This is a genomic window from Variovorax sp. GW821-FHT09A10, assembly GCF_059418385.1.
In genome coordinates this window covers 136,455-160,788 of sequence record NZ_JBWKPT010000006.1, presented here as the reverse complement: position 1 = coordinate 160,788, position 24,334 = coordinate 136,455, and the positions used below count along the sequence as shown (strand labels likewise).

The window sequence follows — 24,334 nt, the reverse complement described above, 5'->3', positions numbered from 1 at the left end:
TCCGTTCATCGATTTCTGACGACACCATGGACATGTTCAACGGCTGGGGGCCGACCATCGCGCAGGGCGCCTGGACCACCGTGGAGGTGGCGCTGGTGTCGTCGGTGTTCGGCATCGCGCTGGGGTTGCTGGGCGCGGCGGCCTGCCTGTCCCGCTTCAAGGCGGTGCGCTGGCTGGCCGAGGCCTACATCACGGCGATACGGGGCATCCCGCAACTGCTGCTGATCCTGATGGTGTACTTCGGCAGCACGGTGGTCTTGAGCCGGCTGCTCGCGCTGGTCAGGCCCGACGCGGGCATGGTCGAGATCCCGCCGTATCCGGCGGGTGTGTTTGCACTGGCGCTGATCTTCGGCGGCTACGCCTCGGAGGTGTTCCGCGGCGCGCTCACGGCCATTCCCCGCGGGCAGGTGGAGGCCGGCATGGCCGTGGGCATGGGCACCCTGCAGATCTTCTTCGTGATCCAGTGCCCGCAGATGCTGCGGCTGGCGCTGCCGGGCCTGGGCAACATCTGGATCTCGACGCTCAAGGACACCTCGCTGATCTCCATCGTGGGGCTGAGCGAGCTGATGAAGGCCTCCGAACTGGCCACCAGCGACACGCGCCGCGCCCTGTTCTTCTACCTCAGTGCCGGCGCCATCTACCTCACGCTGACCGTGCTGAGTTCGCTCGTGCTGCATCAGCTCGAGCGCCGCGGTGCCCGCGGTGAAAGGACGGCCTGACCATGGATGTCGAACTCATTGTCGAGAGCCTTCCGGTGCTCTGGCAGGGCGCGCTGCTCACGCTGGAGCTCTTCGCGATCACGATGGTGCTCGCGACGCTGCTGGCGGTGCCGCTGGCCATCGTGCGCGTCCAGAAGGCCTGGTGGCTGCGCTGGCCCGTCGAGGTGTTCTCGCAGGTCTTCCGGGGAACGCCGCTGCTGGTGCAGATCTTCATCGTGTACTACGGCATTGCCCAGATCGATGCGGTGCGCGACAGCTGGGCCTGGCCCTACCTGCGCAAGCCGTACTGGTGCGCCGTCATCACCTTCGTGCTGAACACGACGGCCTACGCCGTGCACATCTTCCGCGGGGCGATCCAGGCGGTGCCGCACGGGGAGGTCGAGGCCGGGCAGGCCTTCGGGCTGTCGTTCGGTGCGCTGTACCGCCACGTCATCCTGCCGCGGGCGATGCTGCTGGCGCTGCCGGCCTACGGCAACGAGGTGATCAAGACGATCAAGCGCACCTCGCTGGCCAGCGCCATCACGCTCTCGGAGCTGACGGGCGTGGCCAACACCCTGGTGGCGCGCACCTTCGCCCCCTACGAGATCTTCATTGCGGCCGGGTTGATCTACCTTGCCTTCGCGTTCGCCGCCAACCACCTGGTGCGGCGGCTGGAGCACCGCATGTCTCGCCATCTTCGCCACTTGCCGGCGCAGCACGGCGCCGGGCCCATGCCCACTTGATCCAGGAGACCGCGTGTCCACTTCTTCCGTTCCAGAGTCGGCGATGGCCGAATTCCTCGCCTTCGCCCATGGGCTGGCCGACGCCAGCGGCGCCATCCTGCGCGAGAACCTGTACAGCCGCAGGGGCTTCGAGTCCAAGGAGGACGACAGCCCCGTCACCGTCGTGGACAAGCATGTCGAGCAGACGCTGCGCACGCTGATCCGCCACCGCTATCCCTCGCACGGCATCCTCGGCGAGGAGTTCGAGGGCCAGGACCTCGATGCCGAGTACGTCTGGGTGCTCGACCCGATCGACGGCACCAAGGCCTTCATCACGGGCATTCCCATCTACGGGACGCTGATTTCGCTGGCGCGCCACGGCACGCCGATCATCGGCGTGATCGACCACCCCATCACCAACGACCGATGGGCCGGGGCGCAGGGCCAGCCGTCCACCTTCAACGGCCAGCGCATCCGCAGCCGCGAGTGCCCGTCGCTGGCCGACGCGCTGGTGTCGTGCAGCAACCCGGAGCCCTTCGGGCCGCGCGAGCGCGAGGCGTTCGAGACGCTGCGCAGCGCCGCCAAATGGTGCGTGTACGGATCGAGCTGCTATGCGTACGGCTGCATCGCCAACGGAACGATCGACATCGGCATCGACTGCGGCCGCCACCGCGAGGTCGACTACTGCGCGCTGGTGCCGGTGATCGAGGGCGCCGGCGGCGTCATCACCGATTGGGAGGGGCGTCCGCTCACGATCCATTCCGGCAACCGGCTGGTCGCGTCGGGCAACCCCCGCCGCCACGAGGAGGTCCTGCGCATGCTTGCGGGCGCGTAGCGCGGGCGACCGGGCCGTATATTCGAAGGCCGCCGCAGCCCTGTCCGGCATGGGCGGCATGGAGATCTCGTATGCCGCGGCACTTCAACTACCCGACCTGGAGTTCGCTCTCGCTGGACCGCAGCGGCTCCGATCCGCTGCACGTCCAGGTGTTCGAGCAGATCCGCCAGGCCATCGTGCAGGGGCGGATCTCCAAGAACGCGCGGCTGCCGCCCACCCGCCAGCTGGCCGCGGAACTCGGCGTGTCACGCAACACCGTGGTCCTGGTCTACGAACGGCTCTTGGCCGAGGGCTATGTCAGCGGCCGCGTCGGGGCGGGCACCTACATTGCCGCCGTGCTGCCCGAGGAGCGCAGCGCGCCGGCCGGGGCGCCGTCGAACGCCCCTGTCGCCGCGCCGGCGCCCCGGCACATCTCGCGGCGCGCGCTGGCGATGTCCGAACTGGCGCTGCCGCCCGAGCGCAATGCCACGTTCGACCTCAGCCCGACCGTGCCCGCGCTCGACCAGCTGCCGTTCGAGCAGTTCGCCAAGGTCTCGTCGCAGTACTGGCGCTCGGCGCCGGCTGCGGAGCTGGGCTACGGCTCGCCGATGGGGCTGCCCGAACTGCGACAGCAGATCGCGGACTATGTGGGCGAGGCACACGGCATTTCCTGCCTGCCGGACCAGGTGCTCGTGGTCGACGGGACGACGCAGGGCTTCGTGCTGGCAGGCCAGGTGCTGACCGACCACGGCGATCGCATCATCGTGGAAGACCCGGGCTACATCACCCGGCTTGCCGCCTTGATGGGCTTCGGCGCGGACCTGGTGCCCGTGCCCATCGACCTGCAGGGCCTGGACAGCAGCCGGTTCGACAGCCATGCGCCCGACGCGCGGCTGATCGTGGCGTCGCCCACCAACCAGTTCCCCTTCGGCAGCACGATGCCGCTGGAGCGGCGCCTCTCGCTCCTGCAGTGGGCGCACGAGCGCAATGCCTGGGTGATCGAGTACGACTTCAACAACGCCTTCCATTTCCGCGGCAGGCCGCTGCCTCCGCTGGCGGCGCTGGACCACGGGGGGCGGGTCATCTACATCGGGAACTTCAACCGTTCCATCTCGCCCGCGCTCAACCTGGCCTACCTGGTGGTCCCGCCCGACCTGGCGGACGCTTTTGCCTGCGCCACGCAGATCTTCTCGTTCAAGGCCTCCATGCCGACCCAGGGCGTGGTGGCCGACTTCATGGCGAGCGGGCAGCTGGCGGCCCACATCCGGCGCATGGGCGTGCGCTATCGCGAACGCGCGCAGCTCATGGAGCATTGCTTCAGGACGCTGGTGGGGCGCGATTTCGAGCTGTCGACCACCGGCTCGGGGCTGCACCTGTCGGCCATCTCGCGCACGCCGATCGACGATGCGGCGGTGTCCCAGGCGCTGCTGGCGCACCGCATCGATGTGCCCGCGATCTCCGCCTATTGCCTGAGCGAGCAGGTCCGCACGGGCTTCGTCTTCGGCTTCGGCAACACGCCCGCCGAGCGGATCGCCCCGGCGTTGGCGCTCTTTGGCAGTGCGGTGGCGAACGCCTGAAGCTCGTTCACTGCCCTTCAATTGTTTCGAATCCGTGAACACCGCGGTTCGTTTTGCTACGGGTTTTTACCTAGATCGAGGCGCACAATTCATCTCACGGACCAGCCCTCAAAGCTGATCTGGGTGAACAGGGCCCCGAGCGAGGTGGCCGCCCTCCGAAAAAGAACAGAGGGGCGGTGACCCACCCAAGACCGGTTCGACATCCGAAGCAAGAACTTGAACTGAATTGAAGAAGGAAGAAATCCAAATGACCGCCTCGAAGATCCTCTCCGCCGTTGCTGTTGCCCTGATGGCCGTTGCCGGCGCCGCCCATGCCGAAAGCTATGAAGGCGTGCATCAACTGACCTCGGCCGCCAGCCGCGCCGACGTCGCCGCCCAAGCCGTCGTGGCCGCGCACAGCGCCAACCCCTACGCCACCGGCGCCAATGCAGGCCCCGCGCAAGTGATCGTGTCGACCGCCAGCCGCGCCGCCGTGCGTGCCGACGCTGTCGCCGCCGCACACAGCGCCGACCCGTACGCCGAAGGCGCTTCGTCGGGCGTGGCCCCGATCGTCGCCAGCACCGTCGACCGCGCTGCGGTTCGCGCCGCCGCCCGCGCTGCCGCCCACGGCGACGCACTGCCGCTGTAAGCGGTCCGAACGCTTCGCCGACGGGATCGGCGAAGGTTCCAGGTCTTCATGAAAGCCGGCCCTGCCAACGCAGGGCCGGCTTTTTTCATGGACCATGACCGTGAATTCTTGGCCGAAAGTCACATTGCCTTGGCCTTGCGCATCCCTCATGATTTGGGCGCGGGAGGGACGGCCGCCAGAGCGCATGCTTTCGCATTAACGCATCGCCGTGGTGCGGACACGCGAGAATCGAGCGTCGTTCCGACCGCGAAAAAATGAAAGCACATCCGTCGCCGACCAAGCGACGACCCACTACGCATGGCCCTCACTCTCGACCCCGAAGACACGCGCGGACGCATCCACGACCTGGTGTGGAGCGGCTTCCACGCCGATGCCGACATCGGCTGGATGATCACCGACGAGTACCTCGATCCCGATGAGCTCACGCCCGAGGACCGCGCCTGGATCAAGGCCGAAACCACGCGCGCCTGCGCCGCCAAGCGCGCCGCCGAGGCGCAGTGGCCCGCGCAGACCGAGTACGACCGGCTCGAGGCCGTGTTCGCGCAGCTGCGCAGCGAAAAGATCATTGCCCTGCACCGCGCGGGCAACACGCTGTCCGACGGGCACGACGACGTGCGCGAGCAGTGGCGTGCGGCGGGCCGGCTCGAGTCGGGCATCCGCGGCTGCTGCTTCTATCACGCACAGGACCTGGACGGCGCCGTGCGCAACGGCCGCCTGTTCCTCGCCTTCAGCGGCGGCATGATTCCCGAGATCGCGCAGCGCGAAGCCAACACCGTCGTGGTCGGCCGCCGCATCGTCGAGCTGCTGCGCGACGCCGGCTTCGGCGCGCAATGGAGCGGCAACATCAACGAGCGCATCGAAGCCGACCTCGGCCAATGGCGCAAGCGAGGCCCCGCCGCGTGAGTGCGCAGGCCTGGCAGCCGCCGCGCCGCATCGACGCGATCGACTTCTGGCTGCGCTCGCGGCTGCTCGCCACGGCCCACGCCCTGCGCGAAACCCTGCGGCCCTCGGCCCGGCGCTGGCCCACAGGCCAACACGCACTGGCCGATGCGCCGGTGCTTGCGCAGTACCGAACTCCCTTGTGGTCCGACGGCCGGGCCGATGAATTCCCGCTGGTCGCCGGCAAGGTGCACAACCTGCGCGTGGCGCGGCCGGCCTTCGACGCCATCGAGGTGCCGGCCGGCGAGGTGCTGAGCTTCTGGCGCCAGCTGGGGCGACCGGGCGCCGGGCGCGGCTTCGTGGTCGGGCGCGAGGTGCGCGGCGGTTGCGTGGTGCCGACGCTGGCCGGCGGGCTGTGCCAGCTGTCGAACGCACTGGCCACCGTGGCGGTGCGCGCGGGCTTCGAGCTGGTCGAGCGCCACGGCCACACGGCGCGCATCGAGCAGGCCGATGCGCCGGACAGCGATGCCGTCGATGCGACGGTGTTCTGGAACTACGTCGACGTCAAGCTGCGCGCCCGCCACGCCTGGCGGCTTGAAGTGGCATTGACCGACACCGAGCTCGTGGTGCGCATCCGCGCGCGCACGCCGCTGGCGGTGCCGGCCGAGCCCGTCACGCTGCGGCGCACGAACGACGACACACCCACCGCGCTGCCGGTGGCGCGCGGCTGCCTGAGCTGTGACCAGACGGCGTGCTTTCGCCACCGTCCGCCGGTCGATGTCGGCACCGAAGGGCGCACCGCCGTGCTCGTCGATGGCTGGACGCCGGAGTTCGCACGCCACCTGCGCGAGGCGCATCCGCAGGCGCAACGCATGCAGCCCGTGCCACTGCGGTTCGCGTTCTGGCGCGTGCCTTCCACCGGTTGGCATCGCGAGCCCGCGACGAACGCAGCGGTGACCACCGCGTGGGCCGCGAGCCTGCGCCGTGCCGTCTGGCAGCGGCTCTGGGCGCGGCAGGCGGGCCGGCGCCAGGCCAGCCTGATCGACGGCCAGCGCTGGCTCGCGCAGGCCTTTGCCGCGCGACTGGTACCTGCGCACACGCACCTGGTGGTCGAGCAGTCGCTGCTGCCGCACCTGCAGCGCCTCGGCGCGCTCGACGGACGCCGCGTCACCGTGCTGGCCAGCGCCTTGCCGATGGCCGACATTGAGAAGAAGCTCGATGCCGCATCGCAGCGCTGGTCCGGCGACGCCACCTTGCGCGACTTCCGCGCCGATGCATTGCTGGTGCGCGACGAGGCCCTGGCGCTCGCGCGCGCGGCGGTCGTCGTCACGCCGCATGCCGCGGTGACACAGGCCATGGCGCAGTACGCGCCGCAGGCCGCACTACAGCGGCTCGACTGGGCGCTGCCGCAGGTGAAGGCCGTGCACGGCGAGCGCAGAGAACCACCACTCGTCGTGTTCGCCGCGAGCGCGCTGGCGCGCAAGGGCGCGCGCGAGCTCGCCGCCGCACTGCAAGGCTGGCCGTGCCGCCTGCGCGTGCTGGGCGCGCCGTCGGACGACGCGCGGCTCTGGCAAGGCATCGAACCCCCTCAACACATGAACTGGCAAGGCGACGGGCTGGCCGGTGCGAGCGTCGTCGTGCTGCCCGCGCACGTCGAGCACGCCCCGCGCGCACTGCTGCGCGCCGTGGCGGCCGGCGTGCCCGTGGTGGCATCGACGGCCTGCGGCCTGGCCGGCGTGCCGGGCGTGCACGAGGTCGCACCCGGCGACATCGACGCACTGCGCACCGCATTGCAGCAGGCCGTCCGCCTGACCTGAACGGAGAACAACCCCCGTGGCATCGATCGAACAGGCCCGCGCGGCCCTGGCTTCCCATGGCGCGCTGGCGCCGCAATCCGCCGCAGAGCACTGGCATGGCGAGCTGGCCTTGCCCGCCGCCCTCGCCACCTTCTACGAACAGGTCGGCCCGCTCGGCGAGTGGGTCAACGAGCGCGTGGGCTACGCGGGCCTCACGGTGCCGACCACCGGCAACCCGTTCAGCATTCCCGCGCTCTCGCGCCTGTGGCAGCTGCAGGCGGGCTACCGCTGGCATGGCATCACCGGCGAGCGCATCGCCGACTGGCCCGACCATTGGCTGGTGGTGGCCGACCAGGGCGCCGATCCGTTCATCTTCGACCTGCGCACCGGCGCGATCCAGTTCGCGATGCACGGCACCGGCGCCTGGGAGGAAGACGAACCGCTCTTCGCCGACATCTTCGAGATGGCCGCCTGCCTGGGCACCATCGGCCAGGTGTGGGACGAAGCGGGCGACGCCATCTTCACCGACGAGGACGACTGCGAGGTCGACCCGGTGCATCGTGCGCGCCTGGTCGAGCGCCTCGTGCCGCTGCTGGGCAGTGCTGCGGCGGCCGAAGGCATCGTCGACGCGTTCGGCTGGTAAGACAAAAAAGAAGACACATGAGCATCGACCTGCAGACCCTCAAATGCGGCGAGTGCGGCAGCAGCGCGCTGCGCCGCACCGGCCTGAACGAATACACCTGCGCGCACTGCGGCTCGATGTCGCTGGTGGAAGACGACGTGTCCGACCGCCTCGAGCGTGTGCTGCAGCAGGTCAAGCACCACGCCGGCCAGCAGATCGCGGCCGAACAGGCGCTGCGCCAGAAGCAGATGGTGCGCACGATCGGCTTCGTCGTGATCGGCTTTCTCGGCGTGGCGGTGGCCGTCCAGGTCGCGATGCTGCTGTTCGGTTCTGGCCAGCGCAGCGATACGCCTTCGGTGGCGCGCGCGATGGTCGAGCGCACCATCGCGACCGACGGCCTGAAGCTGTCCGAGCCGCGCCAGGTGCTGGTCGGCGAGCGGCCGAAGCTGTTGGTGCTGGCGCGCAACGAGACCGGCCGGCCGCTCGAACGCCCCGGCCTGAAGGTGGTGTTCCACGACGGCGACACGCGGCTGAACGAGCGCAGCGAATCCCTGCCGATCGACGTGCTGATGCCCGGCGAGTCCGCGCCCGTGCTGGTCGACCTGCCCTCGGGCCAGAACGTCACGCGGCAGGAGGTGACGGTCGAGAAGCTGTCCGAACCGCGCAGCGCCGCCGAGGGGCCGCGCCTGGCGTTCTCGCGCGTGCGGCTGGTGCAGCAGGGCGAGCGCGTGCGCCTGGTCGGGCGCCTCGTGCATGCGGGCGCCGCGGGCGCACCGGCGTTCGGCAGCATCGAGGCGCTGGTCACGCTGTACGACGACGCGGGCCAGGTGATCGGCGTCGGGCGCGGCCATGCGCCGGGGTCCGAGCTGGCGCCCGGCGCACGCACGGCGATCGATGTCGACCTCAGCCGCTTCGGCCGCGGCGCCGCCATCGCGGCGTGGGACTACCGCATCGGCTACCGCACGGTCACACCCTCGGGCGCGCGCACGACGGTGCTGAGCGCCGACCGCGTGATCCGCACGACCGGCGGGCCGGAGGCCTTCCACCCCGACCTGCGGCTGGGCACCGAAGACCTGCTGGCCGACGACAGCGAGCGCTTCGACCCGCGGCAGCTCGAACTGCTGCCGCTGGTGGCGGGGCGCAGCACGATCCAGCGGCCGCTGTTCATGACCGAGCTGGTGAACCGCAGCACCGACGCCATCGCCATCGCGCCCGGCGCCGTGATCTCGCGCTTCGGCGGCAGCACGGCCGACGGCACCACGCGCCTCGACGCGCTGGCCTATCTGTACCCGGGCGAGCGCTTTCCGGTCCTGCTGGAGCCCAAGGTCGTGGACCGCATCACGCAGACCCGCGTCGAGTGGAAGCCGATGCGCCGCGCCGCACTGCCCGGTCCGCGCAAGCCGCTGGAGGTGCAGGTGACGGGCACCCAGGCCGGCACCGGCAGCGTGCTGCTCAACTTCAGCCAGCGCTTCACCTACAAGAGCGTGGAGGTCACGGGCACGGTGAAGAACCCCGGCACGGCCATCGCGGCCAAGGTGCGCCTGTGGGTGAGCCTGCGCGACCGCAACGACCAGCTGACCGGCTTCAAGCTGATCGAGAACCTGCCGGCCATCGCGCCGGGCGAGAGCGTGCCCTTCCAGGTCCACGTGACGCAGCACGGGCGCGATTTCGCGAGCGTCGCGACGCTATACCAAACCGAATAGCCCCGCGCGTGACGGCATCGGGCGGTTCGCGCCATGATCGCGCCATGATTCCGCTTTCGATTCTCGACCTTTCCCCGATCACCGAAGGCAGCGATGCCGCGCAGTCGTTCCGTAACTCGCTGTCGCTGGCGCAGCACGGCGAGAAGCTGGGCTACACGCGCTACTGGCTGGCCGAGCACCACGGCATGCCGGGCATCGCGAGCGCGGCCACGGCCGTGCTGCTGTCGCACGTGGGCGCGGGCACTTCCACCATCCGCATCGGCGCCGGCGGCGTGATGCTGCCCAACCACTCGCCGCTGGTGATCGCCGAGCAGTTCGGCACGCTGGAGTCGCTGTACCCGGGGCGCGTCGACCTCGGCCTGGGCCGCGCGCCCGGCTCCGACCAGCGCACCGCGCGCGCCCTGCGGCGCAACCTGGAGTCGGACGCCGACCAGTTTCCGCAGGACGTGATGGAGCTCATGGACTTCATGTCGAAGAACCCGCAGCAGGCCGTGCGCGCCGTGCCCGGCGCGGGGCTCGAGGTGCCGGTGTGGATCCTCGGCTCGAGCACCTTCGGCGCGCAGCTGGCGGCGCACCTGGGCCTGCCGTATGCCTTTGCCTCGCACTTCGCGCCGCAGCAGATCATGCAGGCCATCCAGATCTACCGCGAGACCTTCAAGCCCTCGGCGCAGCTGAAGAAACCGTACGTGATGCTGGGCTTCAACGTGTTCGCGGCCGACACCGACGCCGAGGCCGAGTTCCGCGCCACCTCGTGGCAGCAGGCCTTCGTGAACCTGCGCAGCGGCCGTCCGGGTCGCCTGCCGCCGCCGGTGGAGAACTACCGCCAGAAGGTCGGGCCGGCCGAGAACGCGTTGCTCGATTCGGTGCTGTCGTGCTCGGCGGTGGGTTCGGTCGAGACCGTGAAGCAGGGCGTGGAAGCGTTCGTGGCGCGCACCGGCGCCGACGAACTCATGATCACCTCGCAGGTGTTCGACCACGCCGCCCGGCTGCGCTCCTACGAGCTGCTCGCCGAGGCCTTCGGTCAGAAGAAGTCGTAAAGCCTAGGCCCGCTTGCGGGCTTCCTCGTCCACGAGGTCTTTCTTCGAGAGCTTGCCCACGGCGGTCTTGGGCAGCTCGGCGCGGATCTCGAGCGCGCCGATCATCTCGTGCTTGCCCAGGCGGTTTTTCAGGAAGGCCTTGAGCGCGTCGAGCGTGAGGTCGTCCGCGCCGTCCTTCAGTTTCACGAAGGCCTTGGGCGACTGGCCGCGGTACGCGTCGGGCACGCCGATCACGCAGACCTCGGCCACCGACGGGTGTTCGTACACCGCCTCCTCGAGCACGCGCGGGTACACGTTGTAGCCGCCGCACAGCAGCATGTCCTTGGTGCGGTCGACGATGTACAGGTAGCCGTCGGCGTCCATCTTCGCGACGTCGCCGCTGCGGAAGTAGCCGTCGGCCGTCATCGACTCGGCGGTGGCCTTCGGGTTGTTCCAGTAGCCCTTCATGACGTTCGGGCCCTGCACGCACAGCTCGCCGGGCTCGCCGAACGCGGTCACGTCCTTCGTCGGGTCGTCCAGGCTCACGAGCTTGATGCGCACGCGCGGCAGCGGCATGCCGCACGAGCCGGCCTTGCGCACGCCGCGCGCGGGCGTGAAGGTGCCCACGGGCGAGGTCTCGGTCATGCCCCAGCCTTCGTTGAGGTGGCAGCCGGTGAGTTCGAAGAAGCGCTGCTCCACCTCCACCGGCAGCGGCGCGCCGCCCGAGCCGCAGAACTTCAGCGAGCGCAGGTCCATCTCTTTCGCCTTGGGGTGCGCAAGGATGGCGGTGTACATGGTCGGCACGCCGGGGAACACGCTGATCTTGCTGGCCGCGAGTTCGTTCATCACCGCGTCGACATCGAAGCGCGTGTGCAGCACCAGCGCCGCGCCCAGGCGCACGCCCAGCAGCATCGCGGCGCTGAGCGCGAAGATGTGGAACAGCGGCAGCACGACCAGGAAGCGCTCCTTGCCCTCGTCGAGGATCGGCGGCTCGCCGCGCGTCGATTCGTAGTACTGCGCCGAGGCCGACGTGAGGTTGGCGTGCGTGAGCATCGCGCCTTTGGGCAGGCCGGTGGTGCCGCCGGTGTACTGCAGCACGACGATCTCTTCGGTCAGGTCGCCCAGCGGGTAGGTCTGGTGCGTGCCTTCGCTCTTGAGCAGATCGGTGAAGCGCACGTGCCGGTCGTCGGTGGGCACCGGTGCGATCTGGCCGGCGGCCTGCAGCTGCGCCTGCACCTTGTCGCCCGCCGCGCCGTAGTCGCCGAGGCTGCCGACCACCAGCGTCTTCAGGCGCGAGCTGTCGAGCAGGCGCGCCATCAGCGGATAGAGGTTCACGAGATCGAGCGTGACGAGGATGTCGGTGCGGCTGTCCTCGATCTTGTGGGCCAGCACGCGCTCGGCGTCCAGCGGCGAGTAGTTCACCACCGTGCCGCCGGCCTTGAGCACGGCGAAGAAGGCGATCGGGTAGTGCGGCGTGTTCGGCAGGTACAGGCCGACATGCACGCCCGGCTTCACGCCCAGGTCCTGCAGGCCCTTGGCGGCGCGGTCGACCGCTGCGCCGAGCTGGGCGTAGGTGAGGACCTGGCCCATGAACTCCACGGCCGAGTGGCCGGGCCAGCGCGCGACCGCTTCGTCGAGCATCTGCTGCACCGGCTTGACCGGCAGGTCGGCGTCCCAGCGCATGCCGGGCGGGTAGTTGCGCGTCCAGGGGGTGGGGTCGCCAGAGAGGGAAGGGGTCGCCATGCGTGTTGTCTCCGCTGTGTTTCGGGGCACTGTAGCGCCGGCCTTTCGCATCGTGGAGTGGCGGCTGACAAGCCGGCGACACGGGTTTTCCCGATTTCCCACACGCCGGATGCCCCTGTCGCCGGGCTGGGACAATGGCGGGCTTATGGCAAAACAACGGATCGTGGTCGGGCTGAGCGGCGGGGTGGACTCCGCGGTCACCGCGCACCTGCTCAAGCAGCAGGGGCACGAGGTGGTCGGCATCTTCATGAAGAACTGGGAAGACGACGACGACAGCGAGTACTGCTCGTCGAACATCGACTTCATTGACGCCGCCAGCGTGGCCGACGTACTGGGCATCGAGATCGAGCACGTCAACTTCGCCGCCGACTACAAGGACCGCGTGTTCGCCGAGTTCCTGCGCGAGTACAAGGCCGGCCGTACGCCCAACCCCGACGTGCTGTGCAACGCCGAGATCAAGTTCAAGGCCTTTCTCGACCACGCCATGCGGCTGGGCGCCGAGAAGATCGCCACCGGCCACTACGCGCGCGTGCGCCTGAACGAGGCCACGGGCCGGCACGAGCTGCTCAAGGGGCTCGACAACTCGAAGGACCAGAGCTACTTCCTGCACCGCCTGAACCAGGCGCAGCTGTCGAAGACGCTGTTCCCGGTCGGCGAGCTGCACAAGACCGAGGTGCGCCGCATCGCGGAAGAGATCGGCCTGCCCAACGCGAAGAAGAAGGACTCGACCGGCATCTGCTTCATCGGCGAGCGGCCATTCCGCGACTTCCTGAACCGCTACATCTCCAAGGAGCCGGGCCCGATCAAGGACGACCGCGGCCGCAAGCTCGGCGAGCACCAGGGCCTGAGCTTCTACACGCTGGGCCAGCGCCAGGGGCTGGGCATCGGCGGTGTGAAGGAAAAGGGCGCACAGCGCGGCGCGGGCGACCATTCGCCCTGGTTCGTCGCGCGCAAGGACGTCGAGAAGAACACGCTGTGGGTGGTGCAGGGGCACGACCATCCGTGGCTGCTGTCGTCCGAACTGAAGGCGGACGACGCGAGCTGGGTTGCCGGCGAGGCGCCCGGCGCGGGCGCCTACGGTTCGAAGGCGCGCTACCGGCAGGCCGATGCGGCCTGCGAGATGGCCGAGGGCGCCAACGGTGCCTTCAGCCTGCGCTTCGGTGCGCCGCAATGGGCGGTCACGCCGGGGCAGTCGGCCGTGCTGTACGACGGCGAGCGCTGCCTCGGGGGCGGCGTCATCGTCTGAACAGGCTCTAGCGGGGCTGCCGCACGCCGTCTTCGGTGTGGATCAGCGAGAGCGGGTGGCGCTTGCCGGCGAGGTAGTCCTCGATGCAGCGCAGCAGCAGCGGGCTGCGATGGCGCGCCACGCTGGCGCGGATCTCGTCCACGGTCATCCAGAGCGTGCGCACGATGCCCTCGTCGAGCGCACGGCCTTCTTCGCGCGCGCCCAGTTCGCCGGTGAAGGCAAAGCGCATGTAGGTCACGTCGGGCTGCTCGGCCGAGCGCGCCATGTACACGCCGAGCAGCGCGGTCGGCGCGAAGGCGTGGGCCGTTTCCTCGAGCGTCTCGCGGATGCAGCCGTCCTCGGGCGACTCGCCGGGGTCGAGGTGGCCGGCGGGGTTGTTGAGCTTCAGGCCGTCGTCGGTCTGCTCTTCGACGAGCAGGAAGCGGCCGTCTTGCTCGATCACCGCGGCCACGGTGACATTGGGTTTCCAGCGTGTGGGCATCGTGGGCGCGAGTCTATCGGCTAACAGCCGATCGTTGCACGACAGGCGCCGCGGCCAGGGCGCTTCAGCGCAGCGGCGTGACTGCCCGCGTGTCCACTTCGATGGTTTCCAGCCGGTAGCCGAGGCCGTAGACCGCCAGCAGCAGGAAACCGTTCGACGGGCGCAGCTCGAGCTTGGTGCGCAGGCGCGACACGTGGGTGTCGAGCGAACGCGACAGCGCCTCGACCCCCAGCCCCCAGACCGCCTCGTGCAGGTGCTCGCGCGAGAGCAGGCGCCCCAGGTTCTGGAACAGGAAGAGCGCGAGTTCGTATTCGCGGTTCTTCAGCTCGACCAGCTTGCCGTGGACCCGGATGGTGCGCGAGGGCGGAAAGAAGTGGTACGGGCCGAACACCAGCTCGGGCTCGTGCCGCGCGGGGTAGGAGCGACGCAGCAGGGCGTTGATGCGGGCCTCGAACTCGATCGGACGCAGCGGCTTGGCCATGAAGTCGTCGGCGCCGACGTTGAGGCCTTCGACCATGTCGCTGTCGTCGTGGTGTTCGGTCACGAACAGGATCGGCATGCGGCTCTTGTAGTCCTGGCGGATCGTGCGGACCACGTCGGGCCCCTTCATGTCTGGCAGGCGCCAGTCCAGCACCAGCAGGTCGAAGGTCTCTCGGCGCATGGCATGGAGCAACGCCTTGCCGCCGCCGTAGGTATGGCACTCGTGGCCGAGGCTCGCCATGGTTTGGTGGATCAACTGAAGTTGGTCCGGCTCAGTGTCGAGTACTGCGATTCGCATTCCATTCCCTTGTTCCGCCCTGTGCGGACCTCTATGTGTCCGCAATATGAATCGAAGTGTATCTATCTGCGTCAGGGATTTTTGATGCGAATTGCCATTAATTCACTTAAATTGATTTGATCCATGTGATTCAATCGCTAATTGATGGCAATTGAACTCAATTGATTGCATTTCGATCCTGCGGCTCGTTCGGGTGGCATGAGGGTTTCAACCCATGGCGTCCGTGCGCCCTGGGGAATCGCATCGACGTGCAGTTTGCTATCAATTGAATAGCGAAAGAATCAATGCGGATGGGCGCTGGAAGGCAATGTGCATGCAGCATCTTGGCGACAGTGAACGCTTGTAATCTTGCTGTAAGCTCTGCCCGCAATCCGTGCTGCCCCTTCCCCCTGAGGAGAACTCTATGTTGATAGGCGTGCCTGCCGAGACAGCGGCTGGCGAAACCCGAGTGGCCGTTACACCCGAAACGGTGAAGAAACTGGTGGCCTCCGGGCATACCGTGCGTGTGCAGGCTGGTGCCGGCATTGCAGCCAGCGTCACCGACGCGGCGTACCAGACGGCAGGCGCCGAGATCACTGATGCGGCCGGGGCGTTGTCCGCCGACATGGTGCTCAAGGTGCGCACGCCCAGCGACGCCGAGGCGGCGCAGTTGAAGGCCGGCGCGGTCGTCATCGGCATGCTCAATCCTTTCGACGCGGCCGGCCTGCAGCGCCTGGCCGCCGCGGGCGTCACGGGCTTCGCGCTCGAAGCCGCGCCGCGCACCACGCGCGCCCAGAGCATGGACGTACTCAGCTCACAGGCCAACATCGCCGGCTACAAGGCCGTGATGATCGCGGCGGACAGGTACCAGCGCTTCTTCCCCATGCTCATGACCGCCGCGGGCACCGTGAAGGCCGCGCGCGTCGTCATCCTGGGCGTCGGCGTGGCCGGCCTGCAGGCCATCGCCACGGCCAAGCGCCTGGGCGCCGTGATCGAGGCCTCGGACGTGCGTCCGAGCGTCAAGGAACAGATCGAGTCGCTGGGCGGCAAGTTCATCGAGGTGTCCTACGACACCGATGAAGAGAAAGAGGCCGCGGTCGGTGTCGGCGGCTACGCCAAGCCGATGCCCCCGAGCTGGCTCGCGCGCCAGCAGATCGAGGTCGCCAAGCGCGTGGCGCTGGCCGACGTGGTCATCAGCACCGCGCTCATTCCGGGCCGCGCCGCGCCCACCCTCATCACCGAGGACATGGTCAAGTCGATGAAGGCGGGCTCGGTCATCGTCGATATCGCGGCCGGCAAGGGTGCCGACGGCGTGGGCGGCAACTGCCCGCTGTCGGAGGCCGACAAGACCGTGGTCAAGCATGGCGTGACCATCGTCGGCGAAACCAACCTCGCGGCGCTGGTGGCGGCCGACGCGTCGGCGCTCTATGCGCGCAACGTGCTCGACTTCCTCAAGCTCGTCGTCACGAAGGAAGGCGCGCTGAAGATCGACCTCGAGGACGACATCGTCGCCGCCTGCCGCGTCACGCAGGACGGCCAGGTCACGCGCAAGTAAGAAGAGCAGGCTGCCTTCCATGAACCGCACCATGCTCCGCGCGAAGCTGCATCGCGCCACCGTGACCGAAGCCGACCTGCACTACGAAGGCTCGTGCGGCATCGACGAGGATCTGCTCGACGCGGCCGACATGCGCGAGTACGAAAAGATCGAGCTGTACAACGTCAACAACGGCGAGCGCTTCTCGACCTACATCATCAAGGCGGCGCGCGGTTCGGGCGCCATCTCGCTCAACGGCGCGGCGGCGCGCAAGGCGCATGTGGGCGACCTGCTCATCATCTGCACCTACGCCCCCATGACCGAGGCCGAAGCCGCCGACTACAAGCCGAAGGTGGTGCTGCTTGGCGATGCCAACCGCATCAAGGAAGTCAAGAAGCTCTGACAGAGCCCTGGACCCAGAGACCGAACGAGGAGAACACAACACCATGGAAATCGTTTCGCACACCGTCATCAACCTGACCATCTTCGTGCTGGCCATCTACGTCGGCTACCACGTGGTCTGGACCGTCACGCCCGCGCTGCACACGCCGCTCATGGCCGTGACCAACGCCATCTCGGCCATCGTGATCGTGGGCGCCATGCTGGCCGCCGCGCTCACCACCACCCCGCTGGGCAAGACCATGGGCGTGCTCGCCGTGGCGCTGGCCGCGGTGAACGTCTTCGGCGGCTTCCTGGTCACGCGCCGGATGCTCGAGATGTTCAAGAAGAAAGACAAGAAGGCCGCCCCCAAGGCTGCAGAGGGAGCCGCCAAGTGAGCATGAACCTCGTCACGCTGCTGTACCTCGTTGCCAGCGTCTGCTTCATCCAGGCCCTGAAGGGCCTCTCGCATCCCACCACCTCGATCCGCGGCAACGTCTTCGGCATGACCGGCATGGCGATCGCTGTGCTGACCACCATCGCGCTGGTCCACGCGCAGGCGCGCGCCCTCAACGTCGACTTCACCACCGGCATCGCTTGGGTGCTGGCCGCCGTCGTGGTCGGTGGCGGCCTGGGCGCCTTCATGGCCAACAAGGTCGAGATGACCAAGATGCCCGAGCTGGTCGCCTTCATGCACAGCATGATCGGCCTGGCCGCGGTGTTCATCGGCGTGGCCGCGGTGGCCGAGCCCTGGGCCTTCGGCATCACCGCCGCGCCCGTGGCGGCGGTCGTCGGTGCGCGCACGCCCGACGGCGCGGTGCTCTTCGAAGGCTTCGTGCGCTACGCCATTCCGTACGGCAACCGACTCGAGCTGTTCCTGGGGGCGGCCATCGGCGCCATCACCTTCAGCGGCTCGGTCATCGCCTTCGGCAAGCTCTCGGGCAAGTACAAGTTCCGTCTGTTCCAGGGCGCGCCGGTGCAGTTCTCGGGCCAGCACATGCTGAACCTGGTGCTGGGCCTGGCGACCATCGCCCTGGGCCTGGTGTTCGTGGCCACCGAAAGCTGGCCGGCGTTCTTCGCGATGCTGGCGCTGGCCTTCGTGATGGGCGTGCTCATCATCATCCCGATCGGCGGCGCCGACATGCCGGTGGTGGTGTCGATGCTCAACAGCTACTCGGGCTGGGCGGCGGCCGGCATCGGCTTCAGCCTGAACAACGCGATGCTGATCGTGGCCGGTTCGCTGGTGGGCTCGTCGGGCGCGATCCTGAGCTACATCATGTGCAAGGCCATGAACCGCTCGTTCTTCAACGTGATCCTGGGCGGCTTCGGCGGCGAGGCGGCTGCGGCCACCGACGGCGCGAAGGAACAGCGCCCCGTGAAGAGCGGCAGCGCCGACGACGCGGCCTACATGCTGTCCAACGCCGAGACGGTGATCATCGTGCCGGGCTACGGCCTGGCGGTGGCCCGCGCCCAGCACGCCGTGAACGAACTGGCCGAGAAGCTCACGCACAAGGGCGTCAAGGTGAAGTACGCCATTCACCCCGTGGCCGGCCGCATGCCGGGCCACATGAACGTGCTGCTGGCCGAGGCCGAGGTGCCCTACGACCAGGTGTTCGAGATGGAAGACATCAATGGCGAGTTCGCGCAGGCCGACGTGGCGATCATCCTGGGTGCCAACGACGTGGTGAACCCGGCCGCGCTCACCAAGGGCACGCCGATCTACGGCATGCCGATCCTGGAGGCCTACAAGGCCAAGACCGTCATCGTGAACAAGCGCTCCATGGCCGCGGGTTATGCCGGCCTGGACAACGAGCTCTTCTACATGGACAAGACCATGATGGTCTTTGGCGATGCGAAAAAAGTAGTGGAAGATATGGGCAAGGCCATCGAATAGGCCGAAGGTCCGTGCCCGCGATGCGGGCCTGATCGTCGCGGCGCCTCACGTGCGCCGTTTTCGTTTTAAAAACTCATCCGACTCCGAGGAGACACATCCATGACCGAACGCCCCTGGCTCAGCAGCTACCCGCAAGGCGTGCCCGCCGACATCGACGCTTCGCAGTACCCGTCGCTGGTGGCGCTCATGGAGGAGAGCTTCACCAAGTACGCCGACCGCACGGCCTACAGCTTCATGGGCAAGGACGTGAGCTACGGCGAGACCGACAAGCTCAGCAAGGCCTTCGCGGCCTACCTGCAGGGGCTGGGCCTCGTGAAGGGCGACCGTGTCGCCGCGATGATGCCCAACTGCCCGCAGTACCCGATCGCGGTGGCGGCCATCCTGCGCGCCGGCCTGATCCTGGTGAACGTGAACCCGCTGTACACGCCGCGCGAACTCGAGCACCAGCTCAAGGACTCGGGCGCCAAGGCGATCATCATCATGGAGAACTTCGGCACCACGCTGCAGCAGTGCATCGCGGCCACGCCGATCAAGCACGTCGTGCTGGCCTCCATGGGCGACCGGCTCGGCTTCCTGAAGGGCGCGCTGGTCAACTACGTGGTGCGCAACGTCAAGAAGCTGGTGCCGCACTTCAGCCTGCCGGGCGCCGTGCGCTTCAACGACGCGCTCGACAAGGGCGCGAGCGGCAAGCTCAAGCCCGTGGCCACCGGTCCCGACGACGTGGCCGTGCTGCAGTACACCGGCGGCACCACCGGCGTGTCCAAGGGCGCGGTGCTGCTGCATCGCAACGTGATCGCCAACGTGCTGCAGTCCGAAGCCTGGAACGAGCCCGTCATGGCCAAGGTGCCGGCCAACGAGCAGCCCACCAGCGTGTGCGCGCTGCCGCTGTATCACATCTTCGCGTTCACGGTCGGCATGATGCTGAGCATGCGCACGGGCGGCAAGCTGATCCTGATCCCGAACCCGCGCGACATTCCGGGCGTGCTCAAGGAACTGTCCAAGCACACCATCCACAGCTTCCCGGCCGTCAACACGCTGTTCAACGGGCTGGCGAACCACCCCGACTTCAACACCGTCAACTGGAAGAACCTGAAGGTCTCGGTCGGCGGCGGCATGGCGGTGCAGGCCGCGGTGGCCAAGCTCTGGCTCGAGAAGACCGGCTGCCCCATCTGCGAAGGCTACGGCCTCTCGGAAACCTCGCCCTCGACCACCTGCAACCCGACCAATAGCACGGCCTACACCGGCACCATCGGCCTGCCGCTGCCGAGCACCTGGCTCAAGCTGCTCGACGACGACGGCAACGAAGTGCCCACCGGCGAGCGCGGCGAGATCGCCATCAAGGGTCCGCAGGTCATGGCCGGCTACTGGCAGCGCCCCGACGAGACCGCCAAGGTCATGACGCCCGACGGCTACTTCAAGAGCGGCGACATCGGCGTGGTCGACGAGCGCGGCTACTTCAAGGTGGTCGACCGCAAGAAGGACATGATCCTGGTGTCGGGCTTCAACGTGTACCCGAACGAGATCGAGGACGTGGTGGCGATGCTGCCCGGCGTGCTCGAATGCGCCGCGGTGGGCGTGCCCGACGAGAAGACCGGCGAGGCCGTCAAGCTCGTCATCGTCAAGAAGGACCCGGCACTCACCGAAGCGCAGGTGCGCGAGTACTGCCGCGCCAACCTCACGGGCTACAAGCAGCCGCGCGTGATCGAGTTCCGTACCGACATGCCCAAGACCCCGGTGGGCAAGATCCTGCGGCGCGAACTGCGGGATAGCAAGAAGTAGTAAGGGTTCCGCCCGGGTGGGGCCGGGGCATCGATCTTGCATATTCGCGGGTCGATGCTCAGATTCATTTACGTTCGTTTAGGTTTGCTCGTGCCGACTTTCATCGGCATGACGCTGCTGGCCTTCTTTCTCATCCGGCTGGTGCCGGGTGATCCCATCGAGACGATGGCCGGCGAGCGCGGGATCGACCCCGCGCGCCACGCCGAGCTGCGCACCGCCATGGGCCTGGACAAGCCCCTGCTCGTGCAATACGGCATCTACATCGGCCGCGTGCTGCACGGCGACCTGGGCAAGTCGCTCATCACGCAGGACACCGTGATGAGCGAGTTCCTCGCGCTCTTTCCGGCCACTGTCGAACTCGGCGTGTGTGCGATTCTTTTCGCGCTGCTGCTCGGGCTGCCGGCCGGCATCCTCGCGGCGGTGCGGCGCAACTCCATCTTCGATCACGGCGTGATGGCCACGTCGCTCACCGGCTACTCGATGCCGATCTTCTGGTGGGGCCTGCTGCTGATCCTGTTCTTCTCGGTGCAGCTGGGCTGGACGCCGGTGTCGGGCCGCATCTCGGTGCAGTACTTCGTCGAGCCACAGACCGGCTTCCTGTTGATCGACGCGCTGCGCGCCGGCGAGACCGAGGCTTTCTGGTCGGCGCTGCACCACCTCATTCTTCCGGCCATCGTGCTGGGCACCGTGCCGCTGGCCGTCATTGCGCGCATGACGCGCTCGGCCATGCTCGAGGTGCTGGGCGAGGACTACATCCGCACCGCGCGCGCCAAGGGCCTGTCGCGTTTTCGCGTGGTGGGCCTGCATGCGCTGCGCAACGCGCTGATCCCGGTCGTCACGGTGATCGGCCTGCAGGTCGGCGTGCTCTTCACCGGCGCGATCCTGACCGAGACCATCTTCTCCTGGCCCGGCGTCGGCAAGTGGCTCATCGAGGCCATCGGCCGGCGCGACTACCCGGTGCTGCAGGGCGGCATGCTGCTGCTGGGCGGCATCGTGATGCTGGTGAACCTGCTGGTCGACGTGGCGTATGGCGTCATCAACCCGCGCATCCGGCGCTGACCCCATGGCAACGACACACACCGTGCCCGCAGGCGCCAAGGCCTCGGCCCCACCCGGTCCCTGGCGCGAGTTCTGGACCGCCTTCTCGGCCAACCGTGGCGCCGTCATCGGCCTCGTCACCATCGTGGTGCTGCTGCTCGTCGCGCTGTTCGCGCCGTGGATCGCACCGCACGCGCCGAACGAAACCAACAGCGCCGCGTTCCTGAAGCCGCCGGCCTGGCAGGAAGGTGGTTCGTTCAGCTACCTGCTCGGCACCGACGCCATCGGGCGCGACATCCTGTCGCGCCTCATGCACGGCGCGCGGCTGTCGCTGTCGATCGGCGTCGCGGTGGTGGCGCTGTCGGTGGTGGTGGGCGTGGTGCTCGGGCTCATTGCGGGTTTTTTCCGCGGCGCGCTCGAGATCGCGATCATGCGGCTGATGGACATCGTGCTCACGCTGCCGAGCCTGCTGCTCGCCATCGTGATCGTCGCCATCCTCGGGCCGGGGCTGGTCAATGCGATGCTCGCGGTGGCCATCGTGGTGCTGCCGCACTACGTGCGCATCACGCGCGCCGCCGTCATCGCAGAAGTGTCGCGCGACTATGTGACCGCCGCGCGCGTGAGCGGCGCCGGCACCTTGCGCCTCATGTTCCGCGAGGTGCTGCCCAACTGCGCCGCGCCGCTGATCGTGCAGGCCTCGCTGGGCATCTCGACCGCCATCCTCGACGCCGCCGCGCTCGGTTTCCTGGGCCTGGGTGCACAGCCGCCGTCGCCCGAGTGGGGCACGATGCTGGCCGATGCGCGCGAGTTCGTGCTGCGCGCGTGGTGGGTCGTGACCTTCCCGGGGCTCGCCATCCTTGCGGCCGTGCTGGCCTTCAACCTGCTGGGCGACGGGCTGCGCGATGCGCTCGACCCGAAGCTCAAGCGCTGACGCAAAGGAAAGAACAGATGCCTTTGCTCGATATCAAGGACTTGCACGTCGAATTCCCTACACAGGGCGGCGTGCTGCATGCGGTTGACGGCGTGAGCCTCACGCTCGAAGAAGGCGAGGTGCTCGGCATCGTCGGCGAGTCGGGCTCGGGCAAGAGCGTCACGATGATGGCACTCATGGGCCTCGTCGGCTTCCCGGGCCGCGTGCGCGCGGACCACATGCGCTTTGCGGGCAAGGATCTGCTCGGCATCTCCGACAAGGCCCGCCGAGCGCTGGTCGGCAAGGAGGTCGCGATGATCTTCCAGGAGCCGACCACCAGCCTCAACCCCTGCTTCACCATCGGTTTCCAGCTGATGGAAACGCTGCGCCTGCACCTGAAGCTCGACAAGCGCGAAGCGAAGAAACGCGCCACCGAGCTGCTCGAGCAGGTCGGCATCCCCGCCGCGTCGTCGCGCCTGGGCAGCTACCCGCACCAGCTCTCGGGCGGCATGAACCAACGCGTGATGATCGCGATGGCCATCGCCTGCAACCCGCGCCTGCTGATCGCCGACGAGCCGACCACCGCGCTCGACGTGACCATCCAGGCGCAGATCCTCGACCTGCTGCGCGACCTGCAGAAGGAGCGCGGCATGGCGCTGGTGCTCATCACGCACAACATGGGCGTGGTCAGCGAGATGGCACAGCGCATCGCCGTGATGTACGCGGGGCAGGTGATGGAGCACCAGCGCGTCGACCGTTTGTTCGCATCGCCGCAGCATCCCTACACCGAGGCGCTGCTCGCGGCGCTGCCCGAGCGCGCCGCGCCCGAAGGCCGGCTCGCCACCATCAGCGGCGTGGTGCCCGGCGTGCACGACCGGCCCGCGGGCTGCCTGTTCGCGCCGCGCTGCGGCTACGTCACCGAGCGCGCCTGCCAGGTGCGCCCGGCGCTGCGTGCGTGGCAGGGCGCCGAGGTGCGCTGCCACTTCCCGCTCGGCGAGCCGGGGCGCGCAGACGCCATTGCGCACGACCCGCCGCGCGCTGTCATCGCGGAGGCGCTGCCATGAGCGACGCAGCGCCCCTGGAGATCGTCGCCGAGGCGCGCAACCTGCAGCGCACCTACGCCGTGCGGCGCGGGCTGTTCCGCGCGCCGGCGCAGCTGCGCGCCGTGGGCGACATCTCGTTCCGCCTCGAACGCGGGCGCACGCTCGCGGTGGTGGGCGAATCGGGCTGTGGCAAGTCGACGCTCGCGCGCATGGTCGCGCTGATCGAGAAGCCCACCGCCGGGCAGCTGACGCTCATCGGCGCCGATGCCGTGAGCCCGCCGCATGAACGCAGGCGCGAACTGCGCCAGGCGGTGCAGCTGGTGTTCCAGAACCCGTACGGCTCGCTCAACCCGCGCAAGAAAATTTCGGCGGTGCTCGAAGACCCGCTGGCCATCAACACCACGCTGAGCAAGCCGGAGCGTGCCGAGAAAGCGCGCGAGATGCTGGCCCGCGTCGGCTTGCGTCCCGAGTACGCCAACCGCTACCCGCACATGTTCTCCGGCGGCCAGCGCCAGCGCATCGCCATCGCGCGCGCGCTCATGCTGTCGCCGCGCCTGCTGGTGGCCGACGAGCCGGTGTCGGCGCTCGACGTGTCGATCCAGGCGCAGGTGCTGAACCTGCTGGCCGACCTGCAGGCCGAGCTGGGCCTGGCCTACCTCTTCATCTCGCACGACCTCGGCGTGGTGCGCCACATCGCGCACGACGTGCTCGTGATGTACCTCGGCCATGCGGTGGAGCAGGGCCCGAAGTCGCGCATCTTCGCGCGGCCATTGCATCCGTACACGCAGGCCTTGCTGGCCTCGACGCCGGGCCTGAGCAGCCAGCGCATCGTGCTCAAGGGCGAGCTGCCGTCGCCGCTGGACCCGCCTTCGGGCTGCGTCTTCAGCACGCGTTGCCCGCATGTGCAGCCGCGCTGCCGCGAAGAGCGCCCCGCGCTGCGCGCGCTCGACGAACGGCTGGTGGCCTGCCACTACGCCGAGCAGTTTCTCGATGGCGCGCCGGCCGTGCGCGCCGATGGTCCCGTGCTCGCCGCTTCCTGAAGAAGAGTGGAGTGGCGATTTTTTCAACCCTGTCTC

23 protein-coding genes are annotated in these 24,334 nt (G+C 68.4%); 20 read left to right on the top strand and 3 right to left on the bottom strand.

Translation table 11 applies throughout. From position 1 onward, the window contains the following. Nucleotides 1-26: 26 nt before the first annotated feature. The 10 genes from AC07Q9_RS22445 to AC07Q9_RS22400 all read left to right on the top strand — a co-directional run bounded on the left by AC07Q9_RS22445 (nt 27) and on the right by AC07Q9_RS22400 (nt 10,476). Complete coding sequence (locus AC07Q9_RS22445) at nt 27-719, top strand: ABC transporter permease (RefSeq protein WP_062480466.1); 693 nt, start codon at nt 27-29, stop codon at nt 717-719. Between the two features lie 2 nt (nt 720-721). Beyond that, entirely contained in the window at nt 722-1,441 is a 720-nt protein-coding gene (locus AC07Q9_RS22440; RefSeq protein ID WP_495311841.1) for an ABC transporter permease, read from the top strand. A 13-nt stretch (nt 1,442-1,454) separates the two neighbouring features. Then, nucleotides 1,455-2,255 (top strand): inositol monophosphatase family protein, encoded by an 801-nt coding sequence (locus AC07Q9_RS22435; protein WP_218005417.1) that lies wholly within the window; start codon nt 1,455-1,457, stop codon nt 2,253-2,255. Nucleotides 2,256-2,326: 71 nt separating this feature from the next. Then, nucleotides 2,327-3,811 carry a MocR-like pyridoxine biosynthesis transcription factor PdxR gene (gene pdxR / locus AC07Q9_RS22430; protein ID WP_495311840.1) on the top strand — a complete coding sequence of 495 codons (1,485 nt, stop codon included), beginning with the start codon at nt 2,327-2,329 and terminating at the stop codon, nt 3,809-3,811. Between the two features lie 247 nt (nt 3,812-4,058). Then, entirely contained in the window at nt 4,059-4,439 is a 381-nt protein-coding gene (locus AC07Q9_RS22425; RefSeq protein ID WP_062480474.1) for a hypothetical protein, read from the top strand. Between the two features lie 297 nt (nt 4,440-4,736). Next, a complete protein-coding gene (locus AC07Q9_RS22420; RefSeq protein ID WP_495311839.1) occupies nt 4,737-5,342 on the top strand; it encodes a DUF6891 domain-containing protein in 606 nt (201 codons plus the stop codon). Then, nucleotides 5,339-7,135: a VanW family protein gene (locus tag AC07Q9_RS22415; protein ID WP_495311838.1), complete on the top strand. Its 1,797-nt coding sequence runs from the start codon at nt 5,339-5,341 to the stop codon at nt 7,133-7,135. The genes AC07Q9_RS22420 and AC07Q9_RS22415 overlap by 4 nt, the downstream gene beginning before the upstream one ends. 16 nt (nt 7,136-7,151) lie before the next feature. Then, nucleotides 7,152-7,757, top strand: coding sequence for a hypothetical protein (locus AC07Q9_RS22410; protein WP_495311837.1), 606 nt, complete (start codon nt 7,152-7,154; stop codon nt 7,755-7,757). A gap of 17 nt (nt 7,758-7,774) precedes the next feature. Continuing rightward, nucleotides 7,775-9,439 carry an FxLYD domain-containing protein gene (locus AC07Q9_RS22405; protein WP_495311836.1) on the top strand — a complete coding sequence of 555 codons (1,665 nt, stop codon included), beginning with the start codon at nt 7,775-7,777 and terminating at the stop codon, nt 9,437-9,439. 44 nt (nt 9,440-9,483) lie between these two features. Further along, on the top strand, nt 9,484-10,476 hold the full coding sequence (locus AC07Q9_RS22400) for an LLM class flavin-dependent oxidoreductase (protein ID WP_495311835.1): 993 nt from the start codon (nt 9,484-9,486) through the stop codon (nt 10,474-10,476). 3 nt (nt 10,477-10,479) lie between these two features. On the opposite strand, the gene AC07Q9_RS22395 is transcribed toward AC07Q9_RS22400, so the two are convergent. Next, complete coding sequence (locus tag AC07Q9_RS22395) at nt 10,480-12,198, bottom strand: long-chain-fatty-acid--CoA ligase (RefSeq protein WP_495311834.1); 1,719 nt, start codon at nt 12,196-12,198, stop codon at nt 10,480-10,482. 145 nt (nt 12,199-12,343) lie between these two features. Between AC07Q9_RS22395 and mnmA the strand changes: the two genes are divergently transcribed. Then, nucleotides 12,344-13,444, top strand: coding sequence for a tRNA 2-thiouridine(34) synthase MnmA (mnmA, locus tag AC07Q9_RS22390; protein ID WP_369630985.1), 1,101 nt, complete (start codon nt 12,344-12,346; stop codon nt 13,442-13,444). Between the two features lie 7 nt (nt 13,445-13,451). Here the strand turns inward: mnmA and AC07Q9_RS22385 are convergent, their stop codons facing one another. Together AC07Q9_RS22385 and AC07Q9_RS22380 are read right to left on the bottom strand one after the other, a co-directional pair. Next, nucleotides 13,452-13,925: an NUDIX hydrolase gene (locus AC07Q9_RS22385; protein ID WP_495311833.1), complete on the bottom strand. Its 474-nt coding sequence runs from the start codon at nt 13,923-13,925 to the stop codon at nt 13,452-13,454. A 64-nt stretch (nt 13,926-13,989) separates the two neighbouring features. Continuing rightward, a complete protein-coding gene (locus tag AC07Q9_RS22380) occupies nt 13,990-14,703 on the bottom strand; it encodes a response regulator transcription factor (RefSeq protein ID WP_489060077.1) in 714 nt (237 codons plus the stop codon). A 403-nt stretch (nt 14,704-15,106) separates the two neighbouring features. On the opposite strand from AC07Q9_RS22380, the gene AC07Q9_RS22375 reads away from it, so the two are divergent. From AC07Q9_RS22375 to AC07Q9_RS22335, 9 genes are all read left to right on the top strand, one after another. Beyond that, nucleotides 15,107-16,237 carry a Re/Si-specific NAD(P)(+) transhydrogenase subunit alpha gene (locus AC07Q9_RS22375; protein WP_495311832.1) on the top strand — a complete coding sequence of 377 codons (1,131 nt, stop codon included), beginning with the start codon at nt 15,107-15,109 and terminating at the stop codon, nt 16,235-16,237. Nucleotides 16,238-16,256: 19 nt separating this feature from the next. Beyond that, entirely contained in the window at nt 16,257-16,619 is a 363-nt protein-coding gene (gene panD / locus AC07Q9_RS22370; RefSeq protein WP_489060073.1) for an aspartate 1-decarboxylase, read from the top strand. Nucleotides 16,620-16,662: 43 nt separating this feature from the next. Continuing rightward, entirely contained in the window at nt 16,663-16,992 is a 330-nt protein-coding gene (locus AC07Q9_RS22365) for an NAD(P) transhydrogenase subunit alpha part 2 (protein WP_062481510.1), read from the top strand. Continuing rightward, nucleotides 16,989-18,488 carry an NAD(P)(+) transhydrogenase (Re/Si-specific) subunit beta gene (locus AC07Q9_RS22360; protein ID WP_495311831.1) on the top strand — a complete coding sequence of 500 codons (1,500 nt, stop codon included), beginning with the start codon at nt 16,989-16,991 and terminating at the stop codon, nt 18,486-18,488. The genes AC07Q9_RS22365 and AC07Q9_RS22360 overlap by 4 nt, the downstream gene beginning before the upstream one ends. 99 nt (nt 18,489-18,587) lie before the next feature. Next, on the top strand, nt 18,588-20,267 hold the full coding sequence (locus AC07Q9_RS22355; protein ID WP_495311830.1) for a long-chain-fatty-acid--CoA ligase: 1,680 nt from the start codon (nt 18,588-18,590) through the stop codon (nt 20,265-20,267). Nucleotides 20,268-20,321: 54 nt separating this feature from the next. Beyond that, complete coding sequence (locus AC07Q9_RS22350; protein ID WP_492682619.1) at nt 20,322-21,326, top strand: ABC transporter permease subunit; 1,005 nt, start codon at nt 20,322-20,324, stop codon at nt 21,324-21,326. Between the two features lie 4 nt (nt 21,327-21,330). Then, on the top strand, nt 21,331-22,236 hold the full coding sequence (locus AC07Q9_RS22345; protein ID WP_495311829.1) for an ABC transporter permease subunit: 906 nt from the start codon (nt 21,331-21,333) through the stop codon (nt 22,234-22,236). Nucleotides 22,237-22,253: 17 nt separating this feature from the next. Further along, nucleotides 22,254-23,279 (top strand): ABC transporter ATP-binding protein, encoded by a 1,026-nt coding sequence (locus AC07Q9_RS22340; RefSeq protein ID WP_495311828.1) that lies wholly within the window; start codon nt 22,254-22,256, stop codon nt 23,277-23,279. Further along, the gene (locus tag AC07Q9_RS22335; protein ID WP_495311827.1) at nt 23,276-24,298 is read left to right on the top strand and encodes a peptide ABC transporter ATP-binding protein; all 1,023 of its coding nucleotides are present in this window, start codon (nt 23,276-23,278) and stop codon (nt 24,296-24,298) included. The genes AC07Q9_RS22340 and AC07Q9_RS22335 overlap by 4 nt, the downstream gene beginning before the upstream one ends. Nucleotides 24,299-24,334: the final 36 nt, after the last annotated feature.